Annotated in this window: 20 protein-coding genes; 10 read left to right on the top strand and 10 right to left on the bottom strand. The window is 74.3% G+C overall.

Annotation, left to right across the window (positions count from 1 at the left end; all coding sequences use genetic code 11):
* Positions 1-79 precede the first annotated feature (79 nt).
* From LLG88_01220 to LLG88_01195, 6 genes are all read left to right on the top strand, one after another.
* Entirely contained in the window at positions 80-3,442 is a 3,363-nt protein-coding gene (locus tag LLG88_01220) for an exo-alpha-sialidase (protein ID MCE5245530.1), read from the top strand.
* A 109-nt stretch (positions 3,443-3,551) separates the two neighbouring features.
* Positions 3,552-4,112, top strand: coding sequence for a cob(I)yrinic acid a,c-diamide adenosyltransferase (locus LLG88_01215; GenBank protein ID MCE5245529.1), 561 nt, complete (start codon positions 3,552-3,554; stop codon positions 4,110-4,112).
* Between the two features lie 4 nt (positions 4,113-4,116).
* A complete protein-coding gene (locus tag LLG88_01210) occupies positions 4,117-4,968 on the top strand; it encodes an ABC transporter substrate-binding protein (GenBank protein ID MCE5245528.1) in 852 nt (283 codons plus the stop codon).
* A complete protein-coding gene (locus LLG88_01205; protein MCE5245527.1) occupies positions 4,965-5,990 on the top strand; it encodes an iron ABC transporter permease in 1,026 nt (341 codons plus the stop codon). Before LLG88_01210 ends, LLG88_01205 begins: the two co-directional genes overlap by 4 nt.
* Positions 5,991-6,021: 31 nt before the next feature.
* Positions 6,022-6,450, top strand: coding sequence for a C-GCAxxG-C-C family protein (locus LLG88_01200; protein MCE5245526.1), 429 nt, complete (start codon positions 6,022-6,024; stop codon positions 6,448-6,450).
* Positions 6,451-6,518: 68 nt separating this feature from the next.
* Positions 6,519-7,535 carry an acetylserotonin O-methyltransferase gene (locus LLG88_01195; protein MCE5245525.1) on the top strand — a complete coding sequence of 339 codons (1,017 nt, stop codon included), beginning with the start codon at positions 6,519-6,521 and terminating at the stop codon, positions 7,533-7,535.
* A gap of 16 nt (positions 7,536-7,551) precedes the next feature.
* Here the strand turns inward: LLG88_01195 and LLG88_01190 are convergent, their stop codons facing one another.
* The 4 genes from LLG88_01190 to dinB form a co-directional block, all read right to left on the bottom strand.
* The gene (locus LLG88_01190) at positions 7,552-8,553 is read right to left on the bottom strand and encodes a phosphotransferase (protein ID MCE5245524.1); all 1,002 of its coding nucleotides are present in this window, start codon (positions 8,551-8,553) and stop codon (positions 7,552-7,554) included.
* Positions 8,528-9,541 (bottom strand): NDP-sugar synthase, encoded by a 1,014-nt coding sequence (locus tag LLG88_01185; GenBank protein MCE5245523.1) that lies wholly within the window; start codon positions 9,539-9,541, stop codon positions 8,528-8,530. The genes LLG88_01190 and LLG88_01185 overlap by 26 nt, the downstream gene beginning before the upstream one ends.
* A gap of 58 nt (positions 9,542-9,599) precedes the next feature.
* Complete coding sequence (locus tag LLG88_01180; GenBank protein MCE5245522.1) at positions 9,600-10,157, bottom strand: class IV adenylate cyclase; 558 nt, start codon at positions 10,155-10,157, stop codon at positions 9,600-9,602.
* A 61-nt stretch (positions 10,158-10,218) separates the two neighbouring features.
* Complete coding sequence (gene dinB, locus LLG88_01175) at positions 10,219-11,403, bottom strand: DNA polymerase IV (GenBank protein MCE5245521.1); 1,185 nt, start codon at positions 11,401-11,403, stop codon at positions 10,219-10,221.
* A gap of 144 nt (positions 11,404-11,547) precedes the next feature.
* Here dinB and LLG88_01170 point away from each other — a divergent pair, with 144 nt between their 5' ends.
* Entirely contained in the window at positions 11,548-12,369 is an 822-nt protein-coding gene (locus LLG88_01170) for a DUF4184 family protein (protein ID MCE5245520.1), read from the top strand.
* A gap of 60 nt (positions 12,370-12,429) precedes the next feature.
* On the opposite strand, the gene LLG88_01165 is transcribed toward LLG88_01170, so the two are convergent.
* A complete protein-coding gene (locus LLG88_01165; GenBank protein MCE5245519.1) occupies positions 12,430-14,130 on the bottom strand; it encodes a sodium:solute symporter family protein in 1,701 nt (566 codons plus the stop codon).
* Positions 14,131-14,244: 114 nt separating this feature from the next.
* On the opposite strand from LLG88_01165, the gene lipA reads away from it, so the two are divergent.
* On the top strand, positions 14,245-15,180 hold the full coding sequence (lipA, locus tag LLG88_01160; GenBank protein MCE5245518.1) for a lipoyl synthase: 936 nt from the start codon (positions 14,245-14,247) through the stop codon (positions 15,178-15,180).
* Positions 15,181-15,270: 90 nt separating this feature from the next.
* On the opposite strand, the gene LLG88_01155 is transcribed toward lipA, so the two are convergent.
* Positions 15,271-15,843: a DUF3137 domain-containing protein gene (locus tag LLG88_01155; protein ID MCE5245517.1), complete on the bottom strand. Its 573-nt coding sequence runs from the start codon at positions 15,841-15,843 to the stop codon at positions 15,271-15,273.
* A 202-nt stretch (positions 15,844-16,045) separates the two neighbouring features.
* On the opposite strand from LLG88_01155, the gene LLG88_01150 reads away from it, so the two are divergent.
* A complete protein-coding gene (locus LLG88_01150; GenBank protein MCE5245516.1) occupies positions 16,046-17,020 on the top strand; it encodes a VWA domain-containing protein in 975 nt (324 codons plus the stop codon).
* A gap of 232 nt (positions 17,021-17,252) precedes the next feature.
* Positions 17,253-17,756, top strand: a complete 504-nt coding sequence (locus LLG88_01145) for an N-acetyltransferase (GenBank protein MCE5245515.1) — start codon at positions 17,253-17,255, stop codon at positions 17,754-17,756.
* A 228-nt stretch (positions 17,757-17,984) separates the two neighbouring features.
* Here the strand turns inward: LLG88_01145 and LLG88_01140 are convergent, their stop codons facing one another.
* From LLG88_01140 to LLG88_01125, 4 genes are read right to left on the bottom strand one after another with little or no spacing between them, the layout of a single operon-like run.
* Complete coding sequence (locus LLG88_01140; GenBank protein ID MCE5245514.1) at positions 17,985-19,253, bottom strand: lactate racemase domain-containing protein; 1,269 nt, start codon at positions 19,251-19,253, stop codon at positions 17,985-17,987.
* Positions 19,254-19,267: 14 nt separating this feature from the next.
* On the bottom strand, positions 19,268-20,140 hold the full coding sequence (locus LLG88_01135; protein ID MCE5245513.1) for a CoA ester lyase: 873 nt from the start codon (positions 20,138-20,140) through the stop codon (positions 19,268-19,270).
* Complete coding sequence (locus tag LLG88_01130) at positions 20,137-22,164, bottom strand: ABC transporter ATP-binding protein/permease (GenBank protein MCE5245512.1); 2,028 nt, start codon at positions 22,162-22,164, stop codon at positions 20,137-20,139. The genes LLG88_01135 and LLG88_01130 overlap by 4 nt, the downstream gene beginning before the upstream one ends.
* On the bottom strand, positions 22,161-23,951 hold the full coding sequence (locus LLG88_01125; GenBank protein ID MCE5245511.1) for an ABC transporter ATP-binding protein/permease: 1,791 nt from the start codon (positions 23,949-23,951) through the stop codon (positions 22,161-22,163). Before LLG88_01125 ends, LLG88_01130 begins: the two co-directional genes overlap by 4 nt.
* Positions 23,952-23,988 lie beyond the last annotated feature (37 nt).

The following is a 23,988-nucleotide window of genomic DNA, read 5'->3' as shown; positions in this document are numbered from 1 at the left end:
TGGCATCCCGCCGCGCGCCGACGGCGGCGTGAAACGAGCGGCGCCGCTCCGTGGGCGCGCCGCCTTCAGCGAGGTCGCGATGAGCAAGCTCTCGTTTGCGCGAGTCAGCCGGTTCCTTTTGTTGCCGTTCCTCGCCCTGCCGCTCGCCGCGGTCGCCGCGCCGCCGCGCGTGGCCGGCGGGCCTCGCGCCGCGCCGCCTCGGGCGACGCGCGCCGAAGCGGCGCCGCGCCTGCAGCTTCCGCAGCGCTCGTTCCCGTTGCGCCGCGCCGCGGCGTGCGCGCAGCCGGCCGCCGCCGACTCGCTCTTCGCGCCCGACGCGGCGCTCGCCGCGCAGCAGACGACCAACTTCTCCGCCGCGGTCCCGGCCGCCGAGAAGCTCGCGAACGCGGCCCTGACGACGACGGCGTTCGTCTCCCGCGCGACGCTCGTGTCGAACGCCGCGGGGCAGGTCTGCGCGCTCTGGATCCAGGATTTCGAACTGTGGGCGCGCTGCTCGGCCAACGGCGGCTCGACCTTCGAGGCCTCGCAGAAGATCGCCGGCGGCGCGAGCGGCAAGCCGGTCCTGTTCCTCTCCGCGGCGATGACGACCAGCGGCGCCGTGCGCGCCGCCTTCACCGTCGCCGACGCCGACGGCGGCGTCGGGCTGCAGTTCGTCCGCCGCGTCTACTCGTCCGGCTATCAGGCGTGGTCCGCCGCGGCCGACGTGATCCCCGCGGGGAACGCCGCGCGCGGCGTCGCGGCGCCGGTCGTCGCGGTGCGCCCCGCGTCGGACACGAAGGTCGCGATCGCCTATCTCGGCGCCGACCAGAGCCTGCCGTACGTCAGCGTCAGCACGGACGGCGGCGCCACCTTCGCCGCGCCGCAGCGGGTCGGCCCGACGACGTTCTACTCCGCGCCGAGCGCGCCCGACGCCGTCCTCGACAACGACGGCACGATCTACGTCGCCTACTCCCGCGCGGCGGGTTCCACCTCCGGCACGACGGTGAAGCTGGCCAAGGAAGGGAGCTTCTCGACGGAGAGCGACCTCGGTTCGTACCTCTCCGCGACCGGCGGCGCGGGGCGTCCCGATCTCGCCGTGGCGGTGGACGGGAGCTCGGTCTCCCACATTCTCGTCGGCGAGGAGGACCTTCCCGGCGACGGCACGCACCACCTCTACGTCCTCTCGTCCACCAACAAGGGGACGAGCTTCGGCGTCGCGCTCGACTACGTGCTCGACTCGCCGGTGAGCGGCGAGGTCTACGGGCCGGTGCGCATGACGGTCGGTTCCTCCGGCGAGGTCCTGCTGCTCTACGCGCAGTGGATCGCCGGCGACGCCTACGCCGTGCTCGACATCCATCACTCCGCGAACTACGGCGCGTCGTGGAACGTCTCGGGCCAGCCGTTCAGCTACTACGGCCCGGCGACGCGGGCGGGCGGGGAGTACTACGCGACCCGCTCCGCCTACAGCGGCGGAAGGTGGGTCGTCGCCTGGACCGACAGCTACGACGACGCGACTCGTCTCGGACAACTCACGTCGGTCTACGGCGCCAGTTCGACCGACGGCGCGACCTGGTCGGACACGCCTTCGGCGCTTCCCGTGCCGACGCCGGCGACCGTCGCCGAGAACCTGCAGGGTCTCGCCGCGGTGGACGGCACGAACGTCGTCGCGCTCTACAGCGACGGCCGGCTGACGAACAGCGCGGGCCGCGATCTCTACTACCTGCGGGCCGCGGCCGACCTCTCGTCGCTGCCCCTCGACGCGCAGCTCGACGGCGACGCGTCGTCGGCCAACGCGACCGCCGCGAATCTCCTCGCGCCGGCCGTCGCCGCCGACGGCGCCGGCCGCGTCTACGTCGCCTCGACCGCCGACGCCGCCGGCGTCTACGCGCGGCCGTACGTCGCGCGGACCGACGACAACGGCGCGACGTTCACCGGTCCCGCCGCGGTCGGCGGCGCCGACCCGTCGAGCGAGGAGTCGTTCGAGCCGCGTCTCGCCGCGACCTACGCCGGCGGGAAGCGTCTCGTCTATCTCTCGTTCCAGAGCGACCTCGCCGCCGCCTCCGGCTCGACGATCAATCCGCGCATCGTCCGCTTCAACTACTCGAACGACGGCGCCGCGACCTGGCAGGCGACCGACGTCGCGCTGGAGACGATCAGCCTCTGGTCGGCCGGCGTCTACTCCGAGGGGGCGCCCGACGTGCAGATCGCGCCGCTCGGCGCGACGAAGGTCTTCGCCGCCTGGTCGAACCTCAATCACGTTCGGCTCGCCGTCGGCAGCTGGGACGCCGGGATCTCCACGCTGACGATGGCCGCCGCGACGAGCGTGGACGGCGACGCGGCCGACACCGACTACAACTACTCGCCGCGGATCTGCGTCGGCGGCGGGCGGCTCGTCCTCGCCTACCTCGGCGACGTCAGCCCCGACGGCACGACCACCGTGACGACCGTCTGGGCGCGCACGAGCGCCGACAACGGCGCGACGTGGACCGCGCGCCAGAACATCGGCCAGTCGGCCGCCGGATCGACAATGGAGACGAAGCTCGGCCTCGCCTGCGACGCCTCCGGGAACGCCGTCGCCGTCTGGTCGTACCGCCCCGCCTCGGGCCAGCGGCGGGTCGTGCGCCGCGCCGCCTTCACGGCCGGCTCGTGGGGCGCCGCGGCGAACCTGACGCTTCCGTCCGGCACGGCCGACCTCACCTCGCCGGAGGTTTCCTTCGGCGCGGGGACGAAGGTCGTCGCCGCCTTCGCCGACGCCGCGGGGGCGATCTACGCCGCGTCGTCGAGCGACCGCGGCGCGACGTTCGCCGCGCCGACGCGGCTCGACCCGACCTCCCCCGACTCCTCCTCGTACGACCCGCGCCTCGTCGCGGACGGGCAGGGGAACGCGTGGGTCGCCTGGCTCGACTACCAGCCGGGGAACTACGGCGCCCTCGTCGCCCGCCACACGCCGGACGACGGCGCGACGTGGCGCCCGGTCTACCGCCTCGACAAGACGACGCCGCAGGGCTCGTACCCGATGGCCTACGACGTCTTCCCGATCAGCGCCGCGACGCCGCGCAAGGCGTTCTTCGTCTTCAACGCCTGGCGCACGGCGCAGCGGAACGAGACGGTCTTCCAGAGCTACCTCCTCGACGATCCGTGGCGCAGCGGCCTCGCCGCCGCCGCCGGCCCGACCTTGACCAAGGACGGGACGGGGCGCGCGACGATCTCGTGGACCGCCGTGTCGGGGGCGACCTCGTACGACGTGCTGCGGGGGCAGGTCGCCGAGCTGCGGAGCGACGCGGGCTTCGGCCGCGCCGCGTCGTTCAGCTGCGGCACGGCCGGGACGTCGGTCGCCGACGCGGCGAGCCCCGGCGCCGGGCAGTCGTTCTACTACCTCGTGCGCGGCCGCTCCGCGGCCGGCAAGGGGACGTTCGGCGACTTCGGGACGGACGTGGACACCAGCGCCGCGGTCTGCCCCTGACCGAACCATCGCGGAAGGCGAAGGCGGCGGCGCGTCCCCCGGCGGGGCGCGCCGCCGTTCTCTTTCGTAAGGACGACGCGGGGGCCGTAGAATCTGCCCGGAGACCGCGATGAGGCTGACCAAGATCTACACCCGGCAGGGGGACGACGGCTCGACCGGCCTCGCCTCCGGCGCGCGGGTCGGCAAGGACGACCCGCAGGTGGACGCCTACGGCGACGTGGACGAGTTGAACTCGTTCCTCGGCGCGGCGCTCGCCGCCGGCGTCGCCGCCGACGCCCGCGCGGTCCTCGAGCGGATCCAGAGCGAGCTCTTCAATCTCGGCGGCGAGCTCTCGCTGATCGGCGCCGATCCGGACAAGCGGCCGCCGCCGCTCGTCCAGCCGCGGCACGTGGAGCGGCTCGAGCGGGAGTGCGACCGCTTCAACGAGCCGCTCGGCCCGCTGACGAACTTCATCCTTCCCGGCGGCTCGCCGGGCGCCGCGGCGCTCAACGTCGCCCGCGCCGTCTGCCGCCGCGCCGAGCGGAAGTGCGTCGCCCTCGCCAGGACGCGCCCCGTTCCCCCCGAGACGATCCAGTACCTCAATCGCCTCTCCGACCTGCTCTTCATCCTCGCGCGGCACGAGAACCGCGCGCGCGGCGTGGCCGATGTTCTCTGGAAGACGGACGTCTGAAGCGATGCGGATTCCGCTCGCCGCGGCGCTGCTCGCGGCGGCCGCGGGGGCGGCGCTCGCCGCGCCGCCGCAGCGGATCTGCTCCCTGTCGCTGGCGAGCGACGAGATGCTGGCGCTGCTCGCGCCGCCGGGGAAGATCGTCTGCGTCTCGAACCTCGCCGACGATCCGGAGCTGAGCAACGTCGCCCGCCGCTTCGCCCCGTCGATTCCCCGCCTCGCCTCGCGCATCGAGCCGGTCCTCGCCGCGCGCCCCGACCTCGTCGTCCTCACGCCGTGGAACGACCCGGCCGTCGTCGATCTGCTGCACCGCACCGGCGTGGCCACGACGACCGTGCCCGACGCTTGGAACTTCGAGACGATCCGCGCCGCGACGCTCGATCTCGGCAAGCGAGTCGGCGCCGAGCGGCGCGCCGCGGAGATCGTCGCCGACATGGACAAGCGGCTCGGCGATCTCGACCGCCGCCTGGCCGGCGCGAAGGAGCGGCCGCGCGTCCTCTCGTTCTCGCACCTGATCGTCGCCGGAACCGGCACGACGGTGGACACGCTGATCCGCCGCGCCGGCGCGCGGAACGCGGCGGCCGAGATCGGCCTCAAGGGGCACAAGCAGGCCCCGCTCGAGCGGATCATCGCCCTCGATCCCGACTGGCTGCTGCTCGGCTTCGATCCCGGCGACGACGCGGCGAAGATCCTCGAGGCCTATCCGCTGCTAAAGAAGACCCGCGCCGCGCGCGAAGGGCGCGTGATCGTGATGCGCCCGCGGCTGATGACCACCGTCTCGCCGTTCCTCGTGGACGGCGCGTTCGAGTTGGCGCGCGCGCTCCATCCCGCGGCGTTCCCCCGCGAGGCCGGGCGTTGACGCCGCGCCCCGCCGCCTCCCGCGCCGCGTTCTGGACGGCGCTGGGCCTCTTCCCGCTGCTCGCCGTCGTGTGCGGCGTGCTGTTCGGCGGCGCGTCCGCCGTCGGTCCGTGGGAGACGCTGCGCGCCCTCTGCGGTCTGCCCGCGGAAGGGGCGCCGCAGGCGGTGGTGGACACGCTCGTCTTCGACGTCCGCCTGCCGCGCGTCGTGCTCCTCGCCCTCTGCGGCGCCGCGCTCGCCGTCGCCGGCGCGGTGCTGCAGGCCTGCCTGCAGAACCCGCTCGCCGATCCGGGGCTCCTCGGCCTCTCCGGCGGCGCGTCGCTCGGCGCCGTCGCCGCCTACGTCAGCGGCGCCGCGCTCGCCTTCCCGCCGAGCGTTCCGCTCGCCGCGTTCGCCGGCGCGCTCGTCGCCTCGGCGATCGTCTACGTCGCGGCCCACGCCGCGGGGAGGCCGACGACCGGCGCGTTGCTCCTCACCGGCGTCGCCGTGGGGAGCCTCTGCTCCTCGCTCGTCTCGGTGATGCTGATCGTCGAGAACACGCACCGCGTGCACGAGGTCTTCGCCTGGCTGCTCGGCTCGGCCGAAGGGCGCGAATGGGCGCACGTCAAGCTCGCCGCGGCGCCGGTGCTCGTCGGCGTGGCCGGCCTCTTCGCCTTCCGGCGCGTCGCCGACGCGCTCGCGCTCGGCGAGGAGCAGGCCCTCTCGGTCGGCGTGGACGTGCTGCGCGGACGGATCGTCCTGCTCTCGTTCGTGGCCCTCGCCGCCGGCGCCGCCGTCAGCGTCGTCGGACCGGTCTCGTTCGTCGGCCTGATGGCCCCGCACCTCGTGCGGCCGTTCTCCGGCGCCCCGGCGCGCAAGCTTCTCCCCGCGGCCGCGCTCGCCGGCGCCGGGTTCCTCGTGATCTGCGACCTGCTGGCCCGCGCGATCTCGCCGAACGTGGACGTGCCGGTCGGCGTCGTCACCGCGCTGATGGGCGTGCCGTTCTTCCTCGTCCAGCTTCACCGTCTCCGCATCCGCCACTGACCCCGCCCCCGCCCGCCGAAGAGGACTGTCCGTGACGAACCCCGACCCTCTCGCCCAGAAAGACCAAGGGCTCAACTGCTGCCAGGCCGTCGTGGCGCCGTTCGCCGAGGAACTCGGCGTAGACCTGTCCGTCGCGCTGCGGATCGCCAACCCGTTCGGCGCCGGGATCGCGCGCAGCGGATCGGTCTGCGGCGCGGTCGTCGGCGCTCTGCTCGTGATCGGCCTGCGCCACGGGATGCGCGCGCCGGGAGACGCCGCGGCGCGCGAGCGGACGATGGCCTTGTCGCGCCGCTTCCTCGAGCGGTTCCGCGAAGAGAACGGCGCGACGGAGTGCAACGCCCTGCTCGGCGTGGACGTGAACACGCCGGAGGGGTTCGAGACGGCGCGTTCCTCCGGGCTGTTCGCGACCGTCTGTCCCCGGGCGATCGAGTCGGCGCGCCGGATTCTCGCGGAACTCTGACGCGCCGCCCGCTCCGCCGCGCCGCCGTTCTGGGATAATTCCGGGCGACGCGGAAAGGAGACAGGACGATGGACGACGCCGGGAAGCGGGCCGCGGAACGGATCAACCAGGTCGCGTCGGGATTCATGGAGGCGAAGATCCTCCTCGCCGCCGCCGAGCTGTCGCTCTTCGAGGCGCTGCGCGGGAACGGCGCGACGGCGGAGGCGGTCGCGCGGACGATCGGCGGCACGGCGCGCGGCGCCGAGATCCTGCTCGACGCGCTGACGTCGATCGGCTTCGTCGTCAAGAAGGGCGGCGTCTACCGCAACCACCCCGACTACGAGCCGCTGCTCGTCGAGGACGCGCCGTCGCACCTCGTCGCGTCGCTGCGCCACCGCAACCGTCTCTTCCAGCGCTGGGCGTTCCTCGAGGAGATCGTGCGCCGCCGGCCGTTGCCGGAGCGGCTGGCCGACCGAGCCAACCTCGACGATCCGCGCCAGAACGAGAACTTCATCCGCGCGATGTACGCCGTCTCCCACCGCAGCGCGCCGGCGATCGTGGACCACGTGCCGCTGCTCGGCGTCGAGCGGATCGCCGACCTCGGCGGCGGGCCGGGCCACTACCTCGCCGAGTTCGGCCGCCGCGCCCCCGGCGCGGAGCTCTATCTGATCGACCTGCCGCTGACGATCGAGGTCGCGCGGCGCATCCAGGCCGAGACGCCCGAAGGGTCGCGCATCCGCTACGTCGTCTGGGACTTCTACAACGAGCCGACGCCGCGGACGCTGCCGACGTTCGACCTGATCTTCCTCTCGCAGGTCGTCCACAGCTCCTCGGCCGAGGAGAACAAGGCGCTGCTCGCGCGCCTCTTCCCGCTGACGACGCCGGGCGGCGCGGTCGTCGTCCACGAGCGGACCATCGAAGAGGGCCGCACGTCGCCGCGCGAGGCGGCGATCTTCGCCGTCAACATGCTCGCGATGACCCCCGCGGGGCGCACCTACACGGCCGCGGAGATCTCGTCGTGGGGCGAGGCGGCCGGCTTCGTCGCCGAACCGGGAAAGCGGATCAACGACGTCTCGGAACTGATCCGGCTCGTGCGGCCGGCCTGACGCCGCGGCCCGCGCGTCAGTCGGCGGCGAAGCGGAGGCGGTCGAGCAACCGCCGCGCGTCGTCGCGCAGGTCCAGCGGCAGCGCGGGGAGCGCGCGCCGCGCCAGCCGCTCCGCGGCCGGAATCGAGGCGAGGAACCGCTCCCGCCCGAGCAGCCGCGCCTGGCTGGCGTAGGTGCCGATCGCCTTCAGGTCCCGCTGCAGCGCGGCGAGCGCGAAGTCCGGATCGGCCTCGAGGTCGGCGGGACCGCCGCGCTCCGCGGCGTAGGCGGCGGCCGCGGCCTTGGAGAGCGCGGCGTCCGGCTCGACGTACGGATCGCGCAGCAGCGAGGCGACGTCGTAGTGGACCGGCGCCAAGAGCGCGTCCTGATAATCCACGACGACGAGGCCGCCGTTCGCCGCGAGCATCAGGTTGCGGGCGTGGAAGTCGCGGTGCGCCAACTCGGCCGTGCCGAGCGTCAGCCCGTCGCAGAGGTGGTCGAAGAAGCGCCCCAGCTCGGAGAAGAGCGCCCAGTCCACTTCGCCGCGGCGCGCCGCGACGTCGTGCGTCGCGAAGAGCGAGAGTTCCCAGCGCAGGCGGGGGCGGCCGAGCTGCGGGCGGGAAAGCGGATGCGCGCCGTCGACGAGCGGCGTGCCGGCGAGGCCGATCCGCGCCGCGATCCGCGCCGCCCGCTCGTAGACGCGGCGTCGCGCGTCGGCGGAGAGGCGGGGCAGCGCGTCGGCGAGGAGCGTGTCGCCCGCGTCCTCGAAGAGCAGCGCGGAGAGCGCGTCGTCGCGGTCGAGGATCCGCGGGACCGGCACGCCGACGCCCGTCAGCAGCTCGTTCGCCGCGGCCATCCGGTCGAGCGCGGCGGCGCCCCCCGCGGCGTCGATCATCGCCACGGCCGTTCCGCCCGCGGCGAAGCGGAGGCGCGCGAAGAAGCGGGTGGACGCGTCGGGGGCGAGCGGGAGGGCCTCCGCGGCGCGGAAACGCGCGGCGAGCGCGGCGACGGAATCAGCGGTCGAAGGGGTGGAAGACATGCTCGTCCTCGGAAAGGGCGCAGACGACGCCGTCGTGGAATTCCGCGCCGGGGGGAACGCGCGCGCCGCGGTCGACGATCACCCGCGTCAACCGCGCCCCTTCTTCGACGACCGCCCCCTCGAGCAGCGCCGCGCGGTCGAGCGTCGCGCCGCGCGCGGCGCGCGCGTTTCGCTCGAGCGCGGCCGGGCCGACGAAGACCGCGCCGTCCGCCTCGGCCTCGTCGTGGACGAAGCGCGGCGGCGGGCCGGGCGCGATCGCCGCGGCGCCGCCGGGGAGCGCGCCGGCGCCCCGCTCGACGAGCGCGAGCAGGTTGTCGAGATAGCCGCGCGGCGAGGTGAACTCAAGGCAGGGTCCGGCGAACGGCACGAGGGCGAACGAGAGGCCGGCCGCGCGCGCCGCGGGCACGACCTCGTCGAAGAAGTCGGACGGCCGGCCGCGGGGCACGAAGTCGAGCAGCGCGCGGCTCAGCGCCGCGGCGCCGAGGTAGTCGGCGAGTTCGGCGCCCGCGGGGGGCGTCGAACCGCGCGGATGGCGCGCGGCGAACAGGCCGCCTTGCAGCTCGAGGCAGCCGCGCCCGGGGAGGGCGCCCGGACGGACCAAGAACGCTCCGCCCCGACCCGGCGCGCGCGCCGCCGCGGCGAGCGCGGCGAGCGGCGGGTGGAGCAGCGTGTCGCCGTTCAGGGCGAAGAAGACGTCGTCGGCGCCGAGCAGGGCGCGCGGCGCGTCGTAGGCGCCGCCCGAGCCCATCAGCGGCCGCTCGACGTAGAGCCGCGCCGGAAGGCCGAGACGCCCGATTTCCGCCTCGACCGACTCGGGGGCGTGATGGGCGTTGACGGCCAGCGCGTCGGCCCCCGCGGCGCGCGCGGCCCGCGCGAGGCGCGCCAGCGAGGAGGCGCCGAGGACCGGCAGCGTCGGCTTGGCCCGCCGGGCGGTGAGGGGGCGCATCCGCTCCCCCAGCCCCGCGGCGAGGATCATCGCCGCCGGCATCGCCGAGTCTCCGCGGGGAACGTGGCGCCGCGGCGGGGGGGCGGAGCGAAGCCGGCCACTACGCCCGCTCTTGGTGCGGCGGGAAGACCATGTCGCCCGCGAGGCCGCGGTGCTCGAAGAGGGCGCGGTAGGAGGAGGCGACGTAGTCGGCCGGCGCGAAGCCGAGCGCCGCGGCCGCGGCGTCGATCTCGGCCGGCAGCCCCTCGAGCTCGAGGTAGACGCCGATCGGCGTCTCGTCGAGGTCGGCGTGCACCGCGCCGAGGCGGTACGACTGGCGGAACTTCTGGTAGCGCCAGATCGGCCGGTAGCCGAGCGCCTGCAGCAGCCGGTCGAACTCCTCGGCGTCCTCGACGGTCGTCTGGTGCTCGATGCGGACCTTGTAGCGGACGTCGCCGGAGTTCCCTTCGTCGGGGGCCTTGAACGTGACGAGATGCCGGCCCGCGGTCGAGCGGAGGCGCAGGATGCGCCGCGCCGCGGCGAGCGATCCGGCCGCGTCGTCGTAGAGGCGATTGTCCTCGAACTGGCGCGGCGTCTCCGCGACGGCGCCGGCGAGGCCGAGGCGTCGCCGCGCGTCGTCGGCGTCCTCGAGCGGCAGCTTGACTTCGATCTCGCGCATGGCGCCGATGATACTCCGCGCCGCGCCCCGCTTCCGCGCGGCCCCGGCGCGACGGTCGGCGTCAGGCGTCGGGCTTCTTGCGCGGGTCGAGCAGGCGGGCCGGGCGCGCGGCGTCCTTGCCGAAGCGGGTCCGCAGCTCGTCGGCGGCGCGGGCCACGCGGCGCTCGCGCTCCTTCCGCTCGTCGGGGAAGAGGACCGGCGGAATCTCCGCCGCCGGGACCAGGTCCTTCGCGCCGAGCCCGAGCAGCCGCACCCCGCGCCCGCCGAAGTCGACCCGCTCGCGGTAGAGCGCCGTCGCCGCGCGGTGAAGCTCCGACGCGAGGTCGGCCGGTTCGTCGAGCGTCCGCGCGCGGGTCACCGTGCGGAAGGTGTTGTCCCGCGCCTTGAGCGTGATCGTCCGCGCCATCACGCCGCGCCGCCGCAGGTCGGCGGCGACCCCCTCGGCGCGCGCCAGGAGCTCGCGCTCGACCTGCTCGAACGTCGTGAGGTCCTCGAGATAGGTCCGCTCCTCGCTGACCTGCTTCCGCTCGCCCCCCGGCTCGACCGGCGTGTCGTCGTTCCCGTGCGCCCGCTCGTGGAGATGGCGCGCCCAGAGCTCGCCGAACTCCGCGACGAGGCGCGCCTCGGGCACCCTGGCCAGCTCGCCGACGGTGACGACGCCGATCCGCTGGAGCCGCTCCGCGGTCTTCGGCCCGACGCCGGGAATGACGCGCGCCGGCAGCGTCCAGAGGCGCCCGCGCACGTCCTCGCGCCGCAGCAGCACGAGCCCGTTCGGCTTCTCGAGGTCGGAGGCGATCTTGGCGAGGAAGCGGCAGTACGAGACGCCGGCGCTCGCCGCCAGCGACTCCCTGGCGCGGATCTCCTCCTTGAGCCGCCGGGCGATCGCGATCCCCTCCTCGAGGGTGCGCGCGAGGCCGGAGAGGTCGCCGTAAGCCTCGTCCACCGAGACCTGCTCGACGATCGGCGACGCGGCGGCGAAGAGCTCGAAAATCCGCCGCGACGTTTCGGAGTAGAGATGGAAGCGCGGGGCGACCCAGACGCCGTCCGGGCAGAGGCGCGCCGCGGTCACGGCCGGCATCGCCGAACGGACGCCGAACTTCCGCGCCTCGTAGGAGCAGGTGGCGACGACGCCGCGCGGCCCGGGCCGGCCGATGATCACCGGCTTGCCGCGCAGCTCCGGCCGCTCGCGCTGTTCGACGGCGGCGAAGAAGGCGTCCATGTCGAGGTGGAGGATGATCCGGTCCATCGGCGCCTCCATTGTCGCCCCAAGCGCGGCGGCCGCGCCGCGCGAATCGCGCCGCGCCGGGGAGCGCCGCGTCGCCGAAAGCGGCGCGTCGCGACGGGCGTCCGCGGCGGATCGCGCCTTACCATAGTTCCGTCGAGACCGACGATGCCGTTCACGCTCGCCCACCCCGCCGCCGTCCTGCCGCTGCGCCCGCTGCGCCGCTGGGGGCTGGTCTTTCCGGCGCTCGTCGTCGGCGCGATGGCCCCCGACTTCGAATATTTCCTGCGGCTGCGGAGCGAATCGCACATCGGTCACACCGTCGCCGGCCTGTTCCTGTTCTGCGTCCCCGCGGGGCTGCTCCTGCTTTGGCTCCACGAGCGGCTTGTCCGCCGCCCGCTCGCGCTGATCGCCCCGTCTCCGCACCGCGAGGCGCTCTGGCGCGCGGCGCTCGACGCCCCGCGGCGCGGCGCCGGCTGGTGGCTGCGCGCGGCGCTCTCGCTTCCGGTCGGCGCGGCGACGCATCTGCTGTGGGATTCGGTCACCCACGCCGACGGTTTCCTGATCCCCTACATGCCGTTCCTAATGCGTTCCTTCGACGTGCCGCTGGTCGGGCCGCGGCCGCTCTGCGGCCTGCTGCAGTGGATCTGCTCCGCGCTGGGGCTCGCCGCGCTCGGACTGGCCTACGCGCGCTGGCTGAAGACCGCGCCGCGCTGCCGGCCGGCCGACGTGCCGCGGCTGCCGGCGCGGCTGCGCGACGCGGCGCGCGCGCTGCTGCTCGCGGCGCCCCCCGGCGCGGCGTTCCTCTTCGCCGCCGCGACCTGGCCGATCTACCACGGCCGCTCGCCGGAGCGGGCGTTCGTCGCGCAGTTCCTGATCGGTTGGGTCGCGTTCACCGCGGCGCTGCTGCTGCTGGTGTCGTGCGCCGTGCGTCTGCTGCGGCCGGCGACCGCGGCCGCGCGCCGTCGGGACGAGGGACGGCGGGACTGAGACGGAAGACGAACCGGAAACGACGCGGGGCCGGCTCGCCGCCGGCCCCGCCATCGTCGATCACTGCGCTTCGAACAATCCCTTGAGCTCTTCCGGCGTCGGCTTCGGCGTCAGCAGGCTGACGACGAACAACGCGCCGATCGAGACGATCGCCGAGGGGTAAATCGAGGGGATGCCCCACGGATCGCCCCCCTGCATCACGCCGGGGAAGGCGTACGGCACGACCAGCTCGAGCAGCAGCGCCATCACCGCGCCGGAGACGATCGAGGCCAGGCCGCCGGCGCGCGTCGCCCGCTTCCAGGAGAGGGCCGCGAGCAGCGCGGGGGTGATCGAGACGCCGTACATCGTGTAGGCGAAGTAGGCGTACTTGAGCACCGAGATCCGCCAGCCGAAGTGGGTCGGCACCCAGATCATCAGGAACGCGGCGAGGCCGAGGACGACGACGAAGACCTTCTGCAGCGCGACGACCGTCTTCTGGTCGGCGTCCTGCCGGATGAACCGCTGGTAGACGTCGCGGATGATGTTCGTGCTGGGCGAGAGGAGGTAGTTCATCCCGGTCGAGATCACCACCGCGCACGCCGCGCCGAGCAGCAGCAGCCCGACGACGAGTCCGGCGCCGCCGCGCCCGGCGATGTCCTGCGCCGCGACGAGGACGATCGAGCTCGGGTCCTTCCCCGCGCGGACGTCGCGGATCTGGTCGGCGGTCGTCTTGTCCTTGAACGCGCCGTCCAGCTCCGTCTGCAGCGCGGCGACCTGCTCCGGCTTGACGGCGCCCTTCGTCGCCTCGTCCTGGGCCAGCGCCGTCGCCCGCTCCAGCGCCTTCTCCGGCGCCAGCTTGCCGTCGGCGACCTCCGCCTTGACCGTCGCGGCGACGTCGAACGCCTTCAGTTCCGGCCAGTGGTGGGCGGCGCTGAAGATCGCGATCGCGATCACGACCGTCTCGACGACGATCGTGCCGACGATCCAGAGGCCGACCGCCTTGCGCGCGTCGCGCGGCGTCTTGGCCGAGTAGAACTTCTGGTACATCGACTGCACGCCCATCAGCAGCAGCAGCGTGGCGAGGAAGTAGCTGCCGGCCTTGAGCGCCGGGTGGGCGCCGAAGTCCTGGGAAAAGACGGCGAAGTGCTGCGCGGGGAGCGCGGCGTGGGTCGCCGCCGTCCCGCCGGCGATCGCCACCGCGAACGGCACGGCGAGGCAGCAGGCGAGGCAGATGATGATGCCGTTCGGCAGGTCGGTGTGGGCCACCGCCATCATCCCGCCGAGCGCGGTGAAGGCGATGACGAAGATCGCGGTGATCGTCTGGCCGAGCTCGACGTTGATCGCGCCGTTCGTCGCCGTGGCGAGGATGTAGCCGCCGGCGCGGAACTGGTAGGAGACGATCGTCGTGAAGGCGATGATCAGCGCGACGGCGCCGAAGAGGCGCGCGAACTTGCCGTAGCGGACCTCGAGGATGTCGCCGACGGTGTACTGGCCGAAGGTGCGGATCTTGGCGGCGAGGAAGTAGATCACGCCGATCCCGACCCAGGCGCCGGCCGGCTGCCAGAGGGCCGACCATCCGGCGCGCGAGGCGTACTCCGCGCCGGCGATGAAGGTGCCGGAGCCGATCCAGGTGCAGACGAGGGTGAAGACCATCGTCGTCACCGACAGGCTGCGGCCGGCGACCATGAAGTCCTCTTGGTTCTTGATCTGCCGCGACCTGACGAAGTTGAATCCGGCGAGGACGAGCAGGTAGCCGAGCACGACGAACAAGTACCAGCCCACGGAGCGCTCCTTTCGGGGGAAGTGACGGGGACAGGATACCGAACCGGCGGCCTCTTGGCGGGCGGGGAGTCGCGCAAAGCGGCGTCCGGGGCCGGAGGCTACAATCGCCGAACCATGGACAAGCAGCCGCCGTCGTACCATCCGAACGCCGACTCGCCCGCCGGGCGCGCCCGCCAAGGCGGCGTCTCCGGCCCGAAGCCGAGCTGGCTGAAGATCAAGATCCAGACCGGCCCGGTCTACAACCACGTCCGCGACCTCGTGCACGGGCACGGCCTGAACACGGTCTGCCAGGAAGCGCGCTGTCCGAACGTCTACGAATGCTGGTCGGCCGGCACGGCGACCTTCATGATCCTCGGCGACGTCTGCACCCGCCGCTGCGCCTTCTGCGCGGTGGCGACCGGCCTGCCCCCCGCGCCGCCCGATCCGACGGAGCCGGCGAAGCTGGCCGACGCCGTGGCCGACCTCAAGCTGAAGCACGTGGTCATCACGAGCGTCGATCGCGACGACCTTCCGGACGGCGGCGCCGACCACTTCCGCGCCGTGGTCGAGGCGATCCACGGCCGCAACCCGCGCTGCGCGGTCGAGGTGCTGACGCCCGACTTCAAGCGCGCCCCGGAGCTGGCCCTCGACCTCGTGCTCAGCGCGCGGCCGGAGGTCTTTTCGCACAACGTGGAGACGGTGCCGGAGATGTACCGCGTCGCGCGCCCCGGCTCCCGCTTCGAGCACTCGTTGGAGCTGCTGCGCCGCGCCTCGGAGCGGAAGGCGGAGTTCGGCGGGCGGACGAAGACGTCGCTGGTCCTCGGCCTCGGCGAGACGACCGAGCAGCTCGAGGCGACGATGCGCCGGATCGTCGAGGCAGGGGTGGACGTGCTGGCGATGGGGCAGTACCTGCGTCCCTCGCCGGACCACATGGCGGTGGACCGCTACGTGACGCCGGAGGAGTTCGCGCGGCTCGCGGAGTTCGGCCGCTCGATCGGCTTCAAGCACGTCGAGGCCGGGCCGCTCGTCCGCTCGTCGTACCACGCGCAGGACCACGTGCCGCACGACTGACGCCGACGGCGCGGCGGCCGCGACCGGCCTCGCCGGTTCGGACGCGTCGCGCGCCGACGCCGCGTCCCGTTCCGCCGCGTCGCGCGCCGGTCAGCGTCGCGTCGCGAGAAACCGTCCGCAGAGCAGCTCGAACGGGGCGAAGAGCGCGGCGAGCGCCGGCGGCGCGAGCACCTTTCCGGGGATCTCGAGATAGAGCTCGTCCACGCCGGGCGGGATCTCGTCGCCGAACCACCCTTCGTCGTCCTTGACCTCCACCAGCGCCGGCCGCGCGGCGACCAGCGCCGCGCGCAGCTCGGCGTCGGCGAAGAGGCTCTTCGTCCGCGCCGGGTCGGCCGACTGCACGACGAAGGCGCGGTCGAACGCCGGGTCGCCGACCTCGATGTCCTCGGCGCCGAGCAGCGTCGCCAGCGGCGCGAGCAGCCCGGCCGCCTTGAGCCGGAAGCGGAAGGCGTCCGGATTGGGCACGGGCGCGCGCAGACGGGTCACGACGTCGCTCGAGAACCCCGCGACCTCCGCGTGCGCGTCGAGCACGATCGTTCCGACCGCCGGGCTCGCCACGGCCAGCGGGCGGCCGTCCCAGCGTCCCTCCGCCTCGTGGTCCCGAAACAGCGCAAGGAACCGGCCCCGCCTTCCTTCCAGCGACCCGCCCGTCGTTTCGTCCATCGCGTCCCCCTGCCGCCGCGTCGCCCGCGCGTCGTACCTCTCGCCCGCCCGCCGGATCCCGCCGACTGGTCGCGCGATCCATCGAGGCCGCGGCGCCCGCGCGTCGTACCTCTCGCCCGCCGACCGGAACGGACGCATCGCCGCTCCGCGGTCGTATGTTTCGGCGGGGCGATCTTCTCACGCCCCGCGGCGGAGGGGCACCGTGGCGCACCGCGCCCTCGCGGCGACGCTCTTCCTCGCGGCGCTCGCCGCGCCGCCCGCCCCGGCCGCGCCTCCGCGCGCGCCGGCCGCCGTCTCCGGCGTCCTTCCGTCCGACCAGCCGCCGGCGCTGCGCGAGGAGATGCTCGTGCATCGCGTGCGCTGGCCGGCGCTCGCCGCGGCGCCGTCGTTCGATCCGGACGCCTGCGCGCGCCTCGCCCCGGGCGACCTCGTCGTCGTCGAAGGGGGGCGGCCGGGGCGCGTCGAGTCGATCGACAGCGAGCGGAACCAGACGCTGTTCGTCTTCCTCGTGGACGTGAGCCGCAGCATGGAGACGCGGCTCGCCGCGGTGCGCGCGGCGACGCGGGCCTTCGCGGCGAGCCTCGCCCCGCGGGACGAGGTCGCGGTCTACGTCTTCGACGACGCGCTGGCGCTCAAGACGCCGCCGACGCGCGATCCGGCGCTCGTGGACGCGGCGCTGGCGTCGGCCGAGCCGGGGAACATCTTCACCGCGCTCTACGACGCGCTCGACGAGCTGATGGCGCGCGTCGCCGCGCGTCCCGGGCGGACGGTGGTGATCCTCGTCAGCGACGGCGAGGAGAACGCGAGCCGGCGCGTCCGCCCCCGCGCGTTGCTCGAGCGCGCGGCGCGCAGCCGCGGCGTGCGGTTCTTCGCCGTCGTCGCCGCCTCGACGGAAAACGTCCGCTGCACCGGTCCGCTGCGGATGCTCGCCGCGGCGACGGCGGGGAACGTCGCGCTCGCCTCCGACGAGACTGCGCTCGGCGCGCGCCTGGCGGAGCTGCACGCGCAGCTCGACCGCGAGGTGATGGTCACCTACGCGCCGCCGACGGAGTCCGCGTCGGCGGACCGTCCGCGCCGCCTCCGCGTCAAGCTGCGCGAGCGTCTCGGCGTCTCCTGCCGCGTGCGCGAGGCGATCGCCGACCGCCTCCCTCTTCCTCCGACGCCGGACCTCCCCTGAGGTCCGCGATCCTCCGAGGTCTGTCCTTCTCCGACGCCCGCGCTCCCCTGACGTTGGCGCGCGCCGGAAAGACCGACGCGTCCGGGCGATCGTTCTTCCCGCGGGGCTTTTCGCGGAAAGGCAAGGTTGTGCTTGAATCACGTCGGGAGGCAGGCGCGGAGGAAACGTGAGCGGGCGAACGATCGTCGGGACGCGCCAGCCTCCCCTACGGATTGTTTTGACGAGGGACGAAATGATCATTCGACCGGAAACGACAGCCGACCTGGACGGCATCAGGCGCGTCGAGATCGACGCCTTCGCGAACCATCCGGTCAGCCGCCAGACGGAGCACCTGATCGTCGACGCGCTCCGCGACGCCGGCGTCCTGACGATCTCGCTCGTCGCGGAGGACGATGGGGACATCGTCGGCCACGTCGCGTTCTCGCCGATCCTGATCGACGGCGCCGAAGGCCGGTGGTTCACGCTCGGGCCGGTGGGAGTGCTTCCCGCGCGCCAGCGGCAGGGAATCGGTTCCAAGTTGATCGAGGCGGGGCTGGACGCGCTGCGGCGCCTCGGCGCCGAAGGCTGCGTCCTCGTCGGGCCTCCGGACTACTACCGGCGCTTCGGCTTCCGCGCGACCGACTCCCTGATCTTCCCGAACATCCCGCCCGAGTATTTCCTGATCCTTCCCCTTTCCGGCGCCGTTCCCCGGGGCGAGATCGCGATCCATCCCGCCTTCTTCGTCGAGCCGAAATAGCCGCCCGTCCCGCCGCCCGACGCGCGTCCCGCGAGACCGGTAGGGGCGGCTGGCGCGCTCCGATGATCGTCGGAACAACGGCGCCTCCACCGCGCCTGCCGCCCGAGGTGATTCACGCGCAATCCTGCCTTTAACGACGAAAGGCAACGTTGCGCGTGAATCGAGTCGGGAGGCAGGCGCGGAGGAGGCCTGAGCGGGCGAACGATCGTCGGGGCGCGCCAGCCTCCCCTACGGGATCGAATAAAGCAGAGAACCGCCGCGCGGCGCGAGAGCGACGCGCGCGTCGGCGCCGTGCCGCTCGAGCACGATGCGCGCCGCCTCCTCCAGCGAAGCCGCGCGCTCCATCCCGGCAAGCGCCAGCAGCTCGTCCGACAACTCCGTCACCGCGAGCGTCCGCACCCGCGCCGTCTTCAACGCCAGCGCCAGCGCCGTGTGCGCGCCGACGCGGAAGTCGCGCCGCAGCTCGGCCTCGATCGCCGCCGGCGAACCGAGCCGCAGCGCCTGCTCGACCTCGCGGTTCCCGACGCCGTCGGCGCAGCGCGCGACGAAGACGACCGTGCCGCCGTCCTTCACCACGCCGTGGACCGCCTCGAGCGCCTTGTGCGCCTGCACGAGATCGCGGTCGGTCGGCCGCCCGCCGGCCGAGACGAAGACCGCGTCGAGCGGCCCGTCCACGAGCGCGCGGTGCGCCGCGGCGTAGCGCGCGCAGGCCCGCTCGTGGTCGGCGAAGAGGTCCCCCGCGAACGCGTCCGCGAGACGGCCGTCGCCCGCGAGCAGCGTGTGGATCGCGGTCGAGGGAGGGAAGAGCCGCGCCGCGGCGACCGACGCCGCGTGCACCGGGTTCCCGGCGAGCAGGCCCGAGACCGCGGCCGCGTGGCGCCCCGCGCCGGGGCGCGGATCGAGGCAGCGGGCGTGCATCGCGAGGACCGTGCGCCGCGCGGCGCAGCCCGGGACGAGCATCTTCCGTCCGCCGCCGAAACCGGCGAGGTAGTGGAAGACGATCCGGCCGAGGACGAGCGCGGCGCCGGCGCCGGCGACCGACGGACGCGCGGCGACCTCGATCCCGCCGGGCGTGCGCCCCAAGCGGCGCGCCGGCGCGTCGGCGTCGTGCGGATCGAGCAGCGCGCCGCAGCGCGCCGCGTCGTCGCCGATCCAGGCGGCGAGTTCGGCGCGGCTCATCGGGGCGTGGATGCCGGAGGCCGGCACGATCGTGATCCGCCGCGCCTCGATCTTCTCCGCGGCGAGCGCGTCGAGGAGCGGCGGAAGCAGCCGCGGCAGCGGCAGCGGGCGCGTGCGGTCGGGCACGACGAGCGCGAGCCGCGCGCCGGGCGGCAGCGTCGCGGCGACCCGCAGCGCGGCGGCCGCGCAGGCGGCGCGCCACGTCCCTGCGGGATCGGCGGCGGGGGGCAGGTCGGGGGCGTCGAGGACCGGCGCCTCGTCGAACGGCGCCGGGACCTTCAGCGATTCGTCGCCGTAGGCCAGCGTCGGAGCGCGCATCGCGTCGCCTCCCCTCACGCGGCGCCGATCGCCTCCGCGAGGCGCAGCGCGCGCCGCGCGTTCTCCACGTGCAGATTCTCCACCAAGCGGCCGTCCACCACGACGACCCCCTTGCCCTGCGCCTCCGCCTCGGCGAAGGCGGCGATGATCTTGCGCGCCGCCTCGACTTCCTCGGGCGAAGGGGCGAAGACGCGGTTCGCGGTGTCGATCTGCTTCGGGTGGATCAGCGTCTTGCCGTCGAACCCCATGTCGCGCCCCTGGCGGCAGGCGGCCTCGAACCCCGCCTCGTCGGCGAGGTCGAGCGCCACGCCGTCGAGGATCGCGCGGCCGTTGGCCCGCGCGGCGAGGACGCAGAGCCCCAGCGCGGCGAGCGTCTCGGTCCGCTGCGGCGTGTGGCGCGCGCGGAGGTCCTTGACGAGGTCGGAGGTGCCCATGACCAAGCCGGCGAGCCGCGGCGTCGCGCCGGCGATCTCGTCCGCGCGGAGGACGCCGCGCGGCGTCTCGATCATGCACCAGAGGGCGAGCCGCTCCGGCGCGCCGGCGGCGACGAGCGCCCGCTCCGCCTCGCGCACCTCCTCGGCCGACTCGACCTTGGGGAGCGCGACGCCGTCGGCGCCGGAGGTCGCGGCGGCGGCGAGGTCGGCTTCGCGCCACGGGGTGCCGAGGCCGTTGACCCGCACGATCAGCTCGCGCCGGCCGTAGCCGCCGCGCCGCAGCTCGGCGACGACCTGCTCCCGCGCGGCCTCCTTGGCCGCCGGCGCGACGGCGTCCTCGAGGTCGAGGATCAGCCCGTCGGCGGGGAGGGTGCGCGCCTTTTCGAGCGCGCGGGCGTTGCTGCCCGGCATGTAGAGGACGCTGCGGCGGGGACGGACTTCGTCGAGGCTCATGGACGCGGCTCCTTCGGCTCGGCATCACTTTGGTCCGGCGCGGCGGCGACGGCAAGGTGCTCCCGGTGCAGCCGCGCGTACTCGCCGTCCAGCGCGAGCAGCTCCTCGTGCCGGCCGCGCTCGACGATCCGCCCGCGGCGCAGGACGAGGATCAGGTCGGCGTCGCGGATCGTGCTCAGCCGATGGGCGACGACGACGCTCGTCCGTCCGCGGGTGATGTTGGCGAGGGCCCGCTGGATCAACGCCTCCGTCGCGCTGTCGATGTTCGCCGTCGCCTCGTCGAGGACGAGGATCGGCGCGTCGGCGGCGAGGGCCCGGGCGAAGCTGAGCAGCTGCCGCTCCCCCGCGCTCAGCGTGCGCCCCGCCTCCTCCAGCCGCGCGTCGAGCCCGCCGGGGAGCCGGCCGATCAGCTCGTCGGCCGAGGCCGCGCGGGCGCAGGCCCAGATCTCGTCGTCGTCCATCTCCCGCCCGAGCGTGATGTTCTCCCGCACCGTGCCGGCGAAGACGACGACCTCCTGCGGCACGACGGCGATCCCCTCGCGCAGCCGCTTCAGGCGGTAGCGCCGCACGTCGATCCCGTCCACGAGCACGCTCCCCTCCTGCGGGTCGTAGAAGCGGGAGATCAGCCGCGCGACGCTCGTCTTGCCCGCGCCGGTGTCGCCGACCAGGGCGAGCTTCGTCCCCGCGGGGCAGACGAAGCTCACGCCGTTGAGCGCGCTCTCGTCCTTCTCCGGATAGCGGAAGACGACGTCGCGGAACTCGATGCGGCCGCGGGCGACGCGCGCCGCGCAGTCGGCGTGCGGCGGGTCGGCGATCGCCGGCGTCGCGTCGAGCACGGCCATGATCCGTTCCCCCGACGTCAGCGCGTTCTGGATCGTGTTGAACCGTTCGGCGAGGTTGCGCACCGGCACCCAGAGCCGCATCGCGTACTGCAGGAAGGTCAGCAGCACGCCGACGGTGATCGTCCCCGCGGCGACGCGCCGCGCGCCGAGCAGCAGCGCGGCGACCGTCGCCGCGGCGGTCACCGTCAGCATCGCCGGGCGCAGCGCGGCCCACGCCCGCACGGTGCGCGCCGCGGAGGCCTGGTGCGCGCGGGTCAGCCCCTCGAACTCCGCCGCGCGGCGCTCCTCGAGCCGCAGCAGCTGGTTCTCGCGCATCCCGGCGATGTTCTCGGCGAGGAAGGCGTTCATCCGCGACTGCACGGCGGCGTTGACGCGGAGCGCGCCGCGGGCGAGGCGCCGGTAGCCGGCGCCGATCGCCGCCAGCAACGGGAACGAGGCGACGAGCGCGAGCGCCAGCGGCCAGTCGAGCGCGGCCATCACGACGGTCAGCGCGGCGACGAAGAAGAGGTCCCGCGCGCTCTGGGCGAAGGCGTCGGAGAAGAGCTCGGCCAGCGCCTGCACGTCGAACGTCGTCCGGTTGACCAGCCGGCCGATCGGGTTGGTCTGGAAGTAGTGGGCGTCCATGCCGCAGACGTGGGAGAAGACGTCCACCCGCAGGTCGTGGACGATGATCTGCCCCAGCTTCTGGACCATGTAGGTCGTCGCCACCGCCGCGGCCCAGCGGAGGAGCCAGACGGCGGCGATCGCCGCGCCGTACCCCGCGGCGAGCGCGGTGCGCTCGGCCATCGCGCCGCCGCCGAGCGCGCGGGCGAGCGCCGCGAACAGGTCCGCGGCGCCGTCGAGCGGGTGGGGCGGGCGGGGCGCGCCGGAGAGGCGGTCGATCGCCAATCCGACCATCAGCCCCGGCGCCGTCATCGCCAGCGCCTCGAGCAGCCCCAACGCGATCGCCAGCGCGGAAAGGACGCGGTGCGGCTTGAGGTAGCCGAGCAGCCGGGCGAGCAGCGGCCAGTCGAGCAGCTTCGACTGCACCTGCTCCTCGGCGATCATCCGCGCCAGCACCGGATCGCCCGCCGCGTCGAGCGCCGCGCGCCCGACCCGCCCGCCGCTCCGCGCGCCGATGGGGCCGCCGCTCTGGCCGCCGTTCGGGCCGCCGCTTCCCACGCCGCTCCGCCCGCCGCTCACCGCGCGTCTCCGTCGGCGCCGGCCTGCGCCTGGCGGCGCGCGACGTCGGCGTACCAGCCGCCGCGCGCGAGCAGCTCGTCGTGCGTGCCGCGGTCCGCGATCCGGCCTCGCTCGAGGACGATGATCTCGTCGCACCGTTCGACGGCCCGCACGCGGTGCGAGACGACGATCCCGCCGCGGCCGGCGAAGACCCGCTCCAAGTTGGCGAGGATCTTCGCCTCCGTCGCCGCGTCCACCGCGGCGAGCGCGTCGTCGAGGATCAGGATCCGCGGCTCGGCGCCGATCGCCCGCGCCAGGGCGATCCGCTGCCGCTGCCCGCCGGAGAGGTTCACGCCGCGCTCGCCGAGCAGCGTCGCGTAGCGTTCGGGAAGCCGCTCGACCTCGTCGTCGATCGCGGCGAGCGCGGCGAGCGCCGGCGCGTCGTCCCCGCCGCCCGCGCGGACGTTCCGCTCCACGGTGTCGCCGAAGAGGAACGCCTCCTGCGGCGCGAGCGAAACGACGCGCCGCAGCCCGCCGAGGGTCAGCCGCCGCACGTCCACGCCGTCGAGGAAGACCGTTCCCGGCGGCGGGTCGTAGAGCCGGACGAGAAGGGCGACGAGCGTGGACTTGCCGGCGCCGACCGGCCCGACGACGCCGAGCCGCCGCCCCGCGGGGAGCGCGAACGAGAGGTCGGCGAGGGCGGGCGCGGCCGCGCCGGCGTAGGAGAACGTGAGGCCGCGCACCTCGAGCGCGCCGGCCCCCTGCGGCTCGACGGCGTCCGGCGCGTCGGCGATCTCGACCGGCTCGGCGAGGAGCGCGTCGATCCGGGCCAGCGAGGCCCGTCCGCGCTGGAGCAGCGAGACCGCCCAGCCGAACCCGACCATCGGTCCGGAGAGGTTGGCCACGAGATAGAGGAACGCGACGAGCGTGCCGACGCTGATCGCGCCGCGCCCGAACTGCACGCCGCCGACCGCCACGGCGAGCGCGGCGGAGAGGCCGATCATCAGGTCGAGCGACGGATCGAAGAGGCTGCGCAGGCGCGCCAGCCGCAGGTTCAGCCCGAAGTGCCGCCGCGAGGCGCGGGCGAAGCGGGCGATCATCGTCTCCTCGCGCGCGTACCCCTGCACGACGCGGATCCCGGCGAAGCTCTCCCGCGCCCGGTCGGTCAGCCGCGCGAGGTCTTCCTGCACCGCGCCGAAGCGGTCGAACTCGGCGCGCGAGAAGCGGTTGGTGAAGAGCGCGATCAGCGGCAGCGGCGCGATCGAGGCGAGCGCCAGCGCCGGCGAGAGGGCGAACATCGCGGCGAGGACGAGCGTCAGCAGCAGCGCCGTGTCCACGAGCAGCAGCAGCCCGATGCCGAGGAACATCCGCACCGCCTGCACGTCGGCGGTGGCGATCGACATCAGGCCTCCCGACGGCGCGCGGTCGTAGAACGGGCGCGAGAGGCGCAGCAGGCGCCGGGCGATGTCGTTCCGCAGCCGCTGCCCGATGCGGTGCGAGGGGATCGACACCTGGGTCAGCATCGGGTAGCGGAGCAGGTTCGCGACGAGGGCGAGGACGAGATAGAGGGCGAGCGCGCCGCCGAACGTCCAGGTCTCGGGCCGCAGGCCGAGCCAGGAGAGGACCTGCGGCGCGCCGGCGCCGCGGCGCGCGCCGCCGGCGAGAAGGTCGATCGCCACGGCGACGACGAGCGGCGAGGCGACCTCCATCAGGTCCACCGCGGCGAGCGCGGCGAGGCCGCGCGCGTACCGGCCCTTCTCCGGAGCGAGCAGCGAGGCGAAGCGCGCGATGTCCGAGGCGAGGCGCACGACGGAACGATACAACGCGCGCCGCGCGGGTTCCCGT

It is taken from the genome of bacterium (assembly GCA_021372775.1).
Classification (GTDB): domain Bacteria; phylum Acidobacteriota; class Polarisedimenticolia; order J045; family J045; genus JAJFTU01.
The sequence above is the reverse complement of the archived record's forward strand: the minus strand, read 5'-3'. Positions and strand labels throughout refer to the sequence as shown.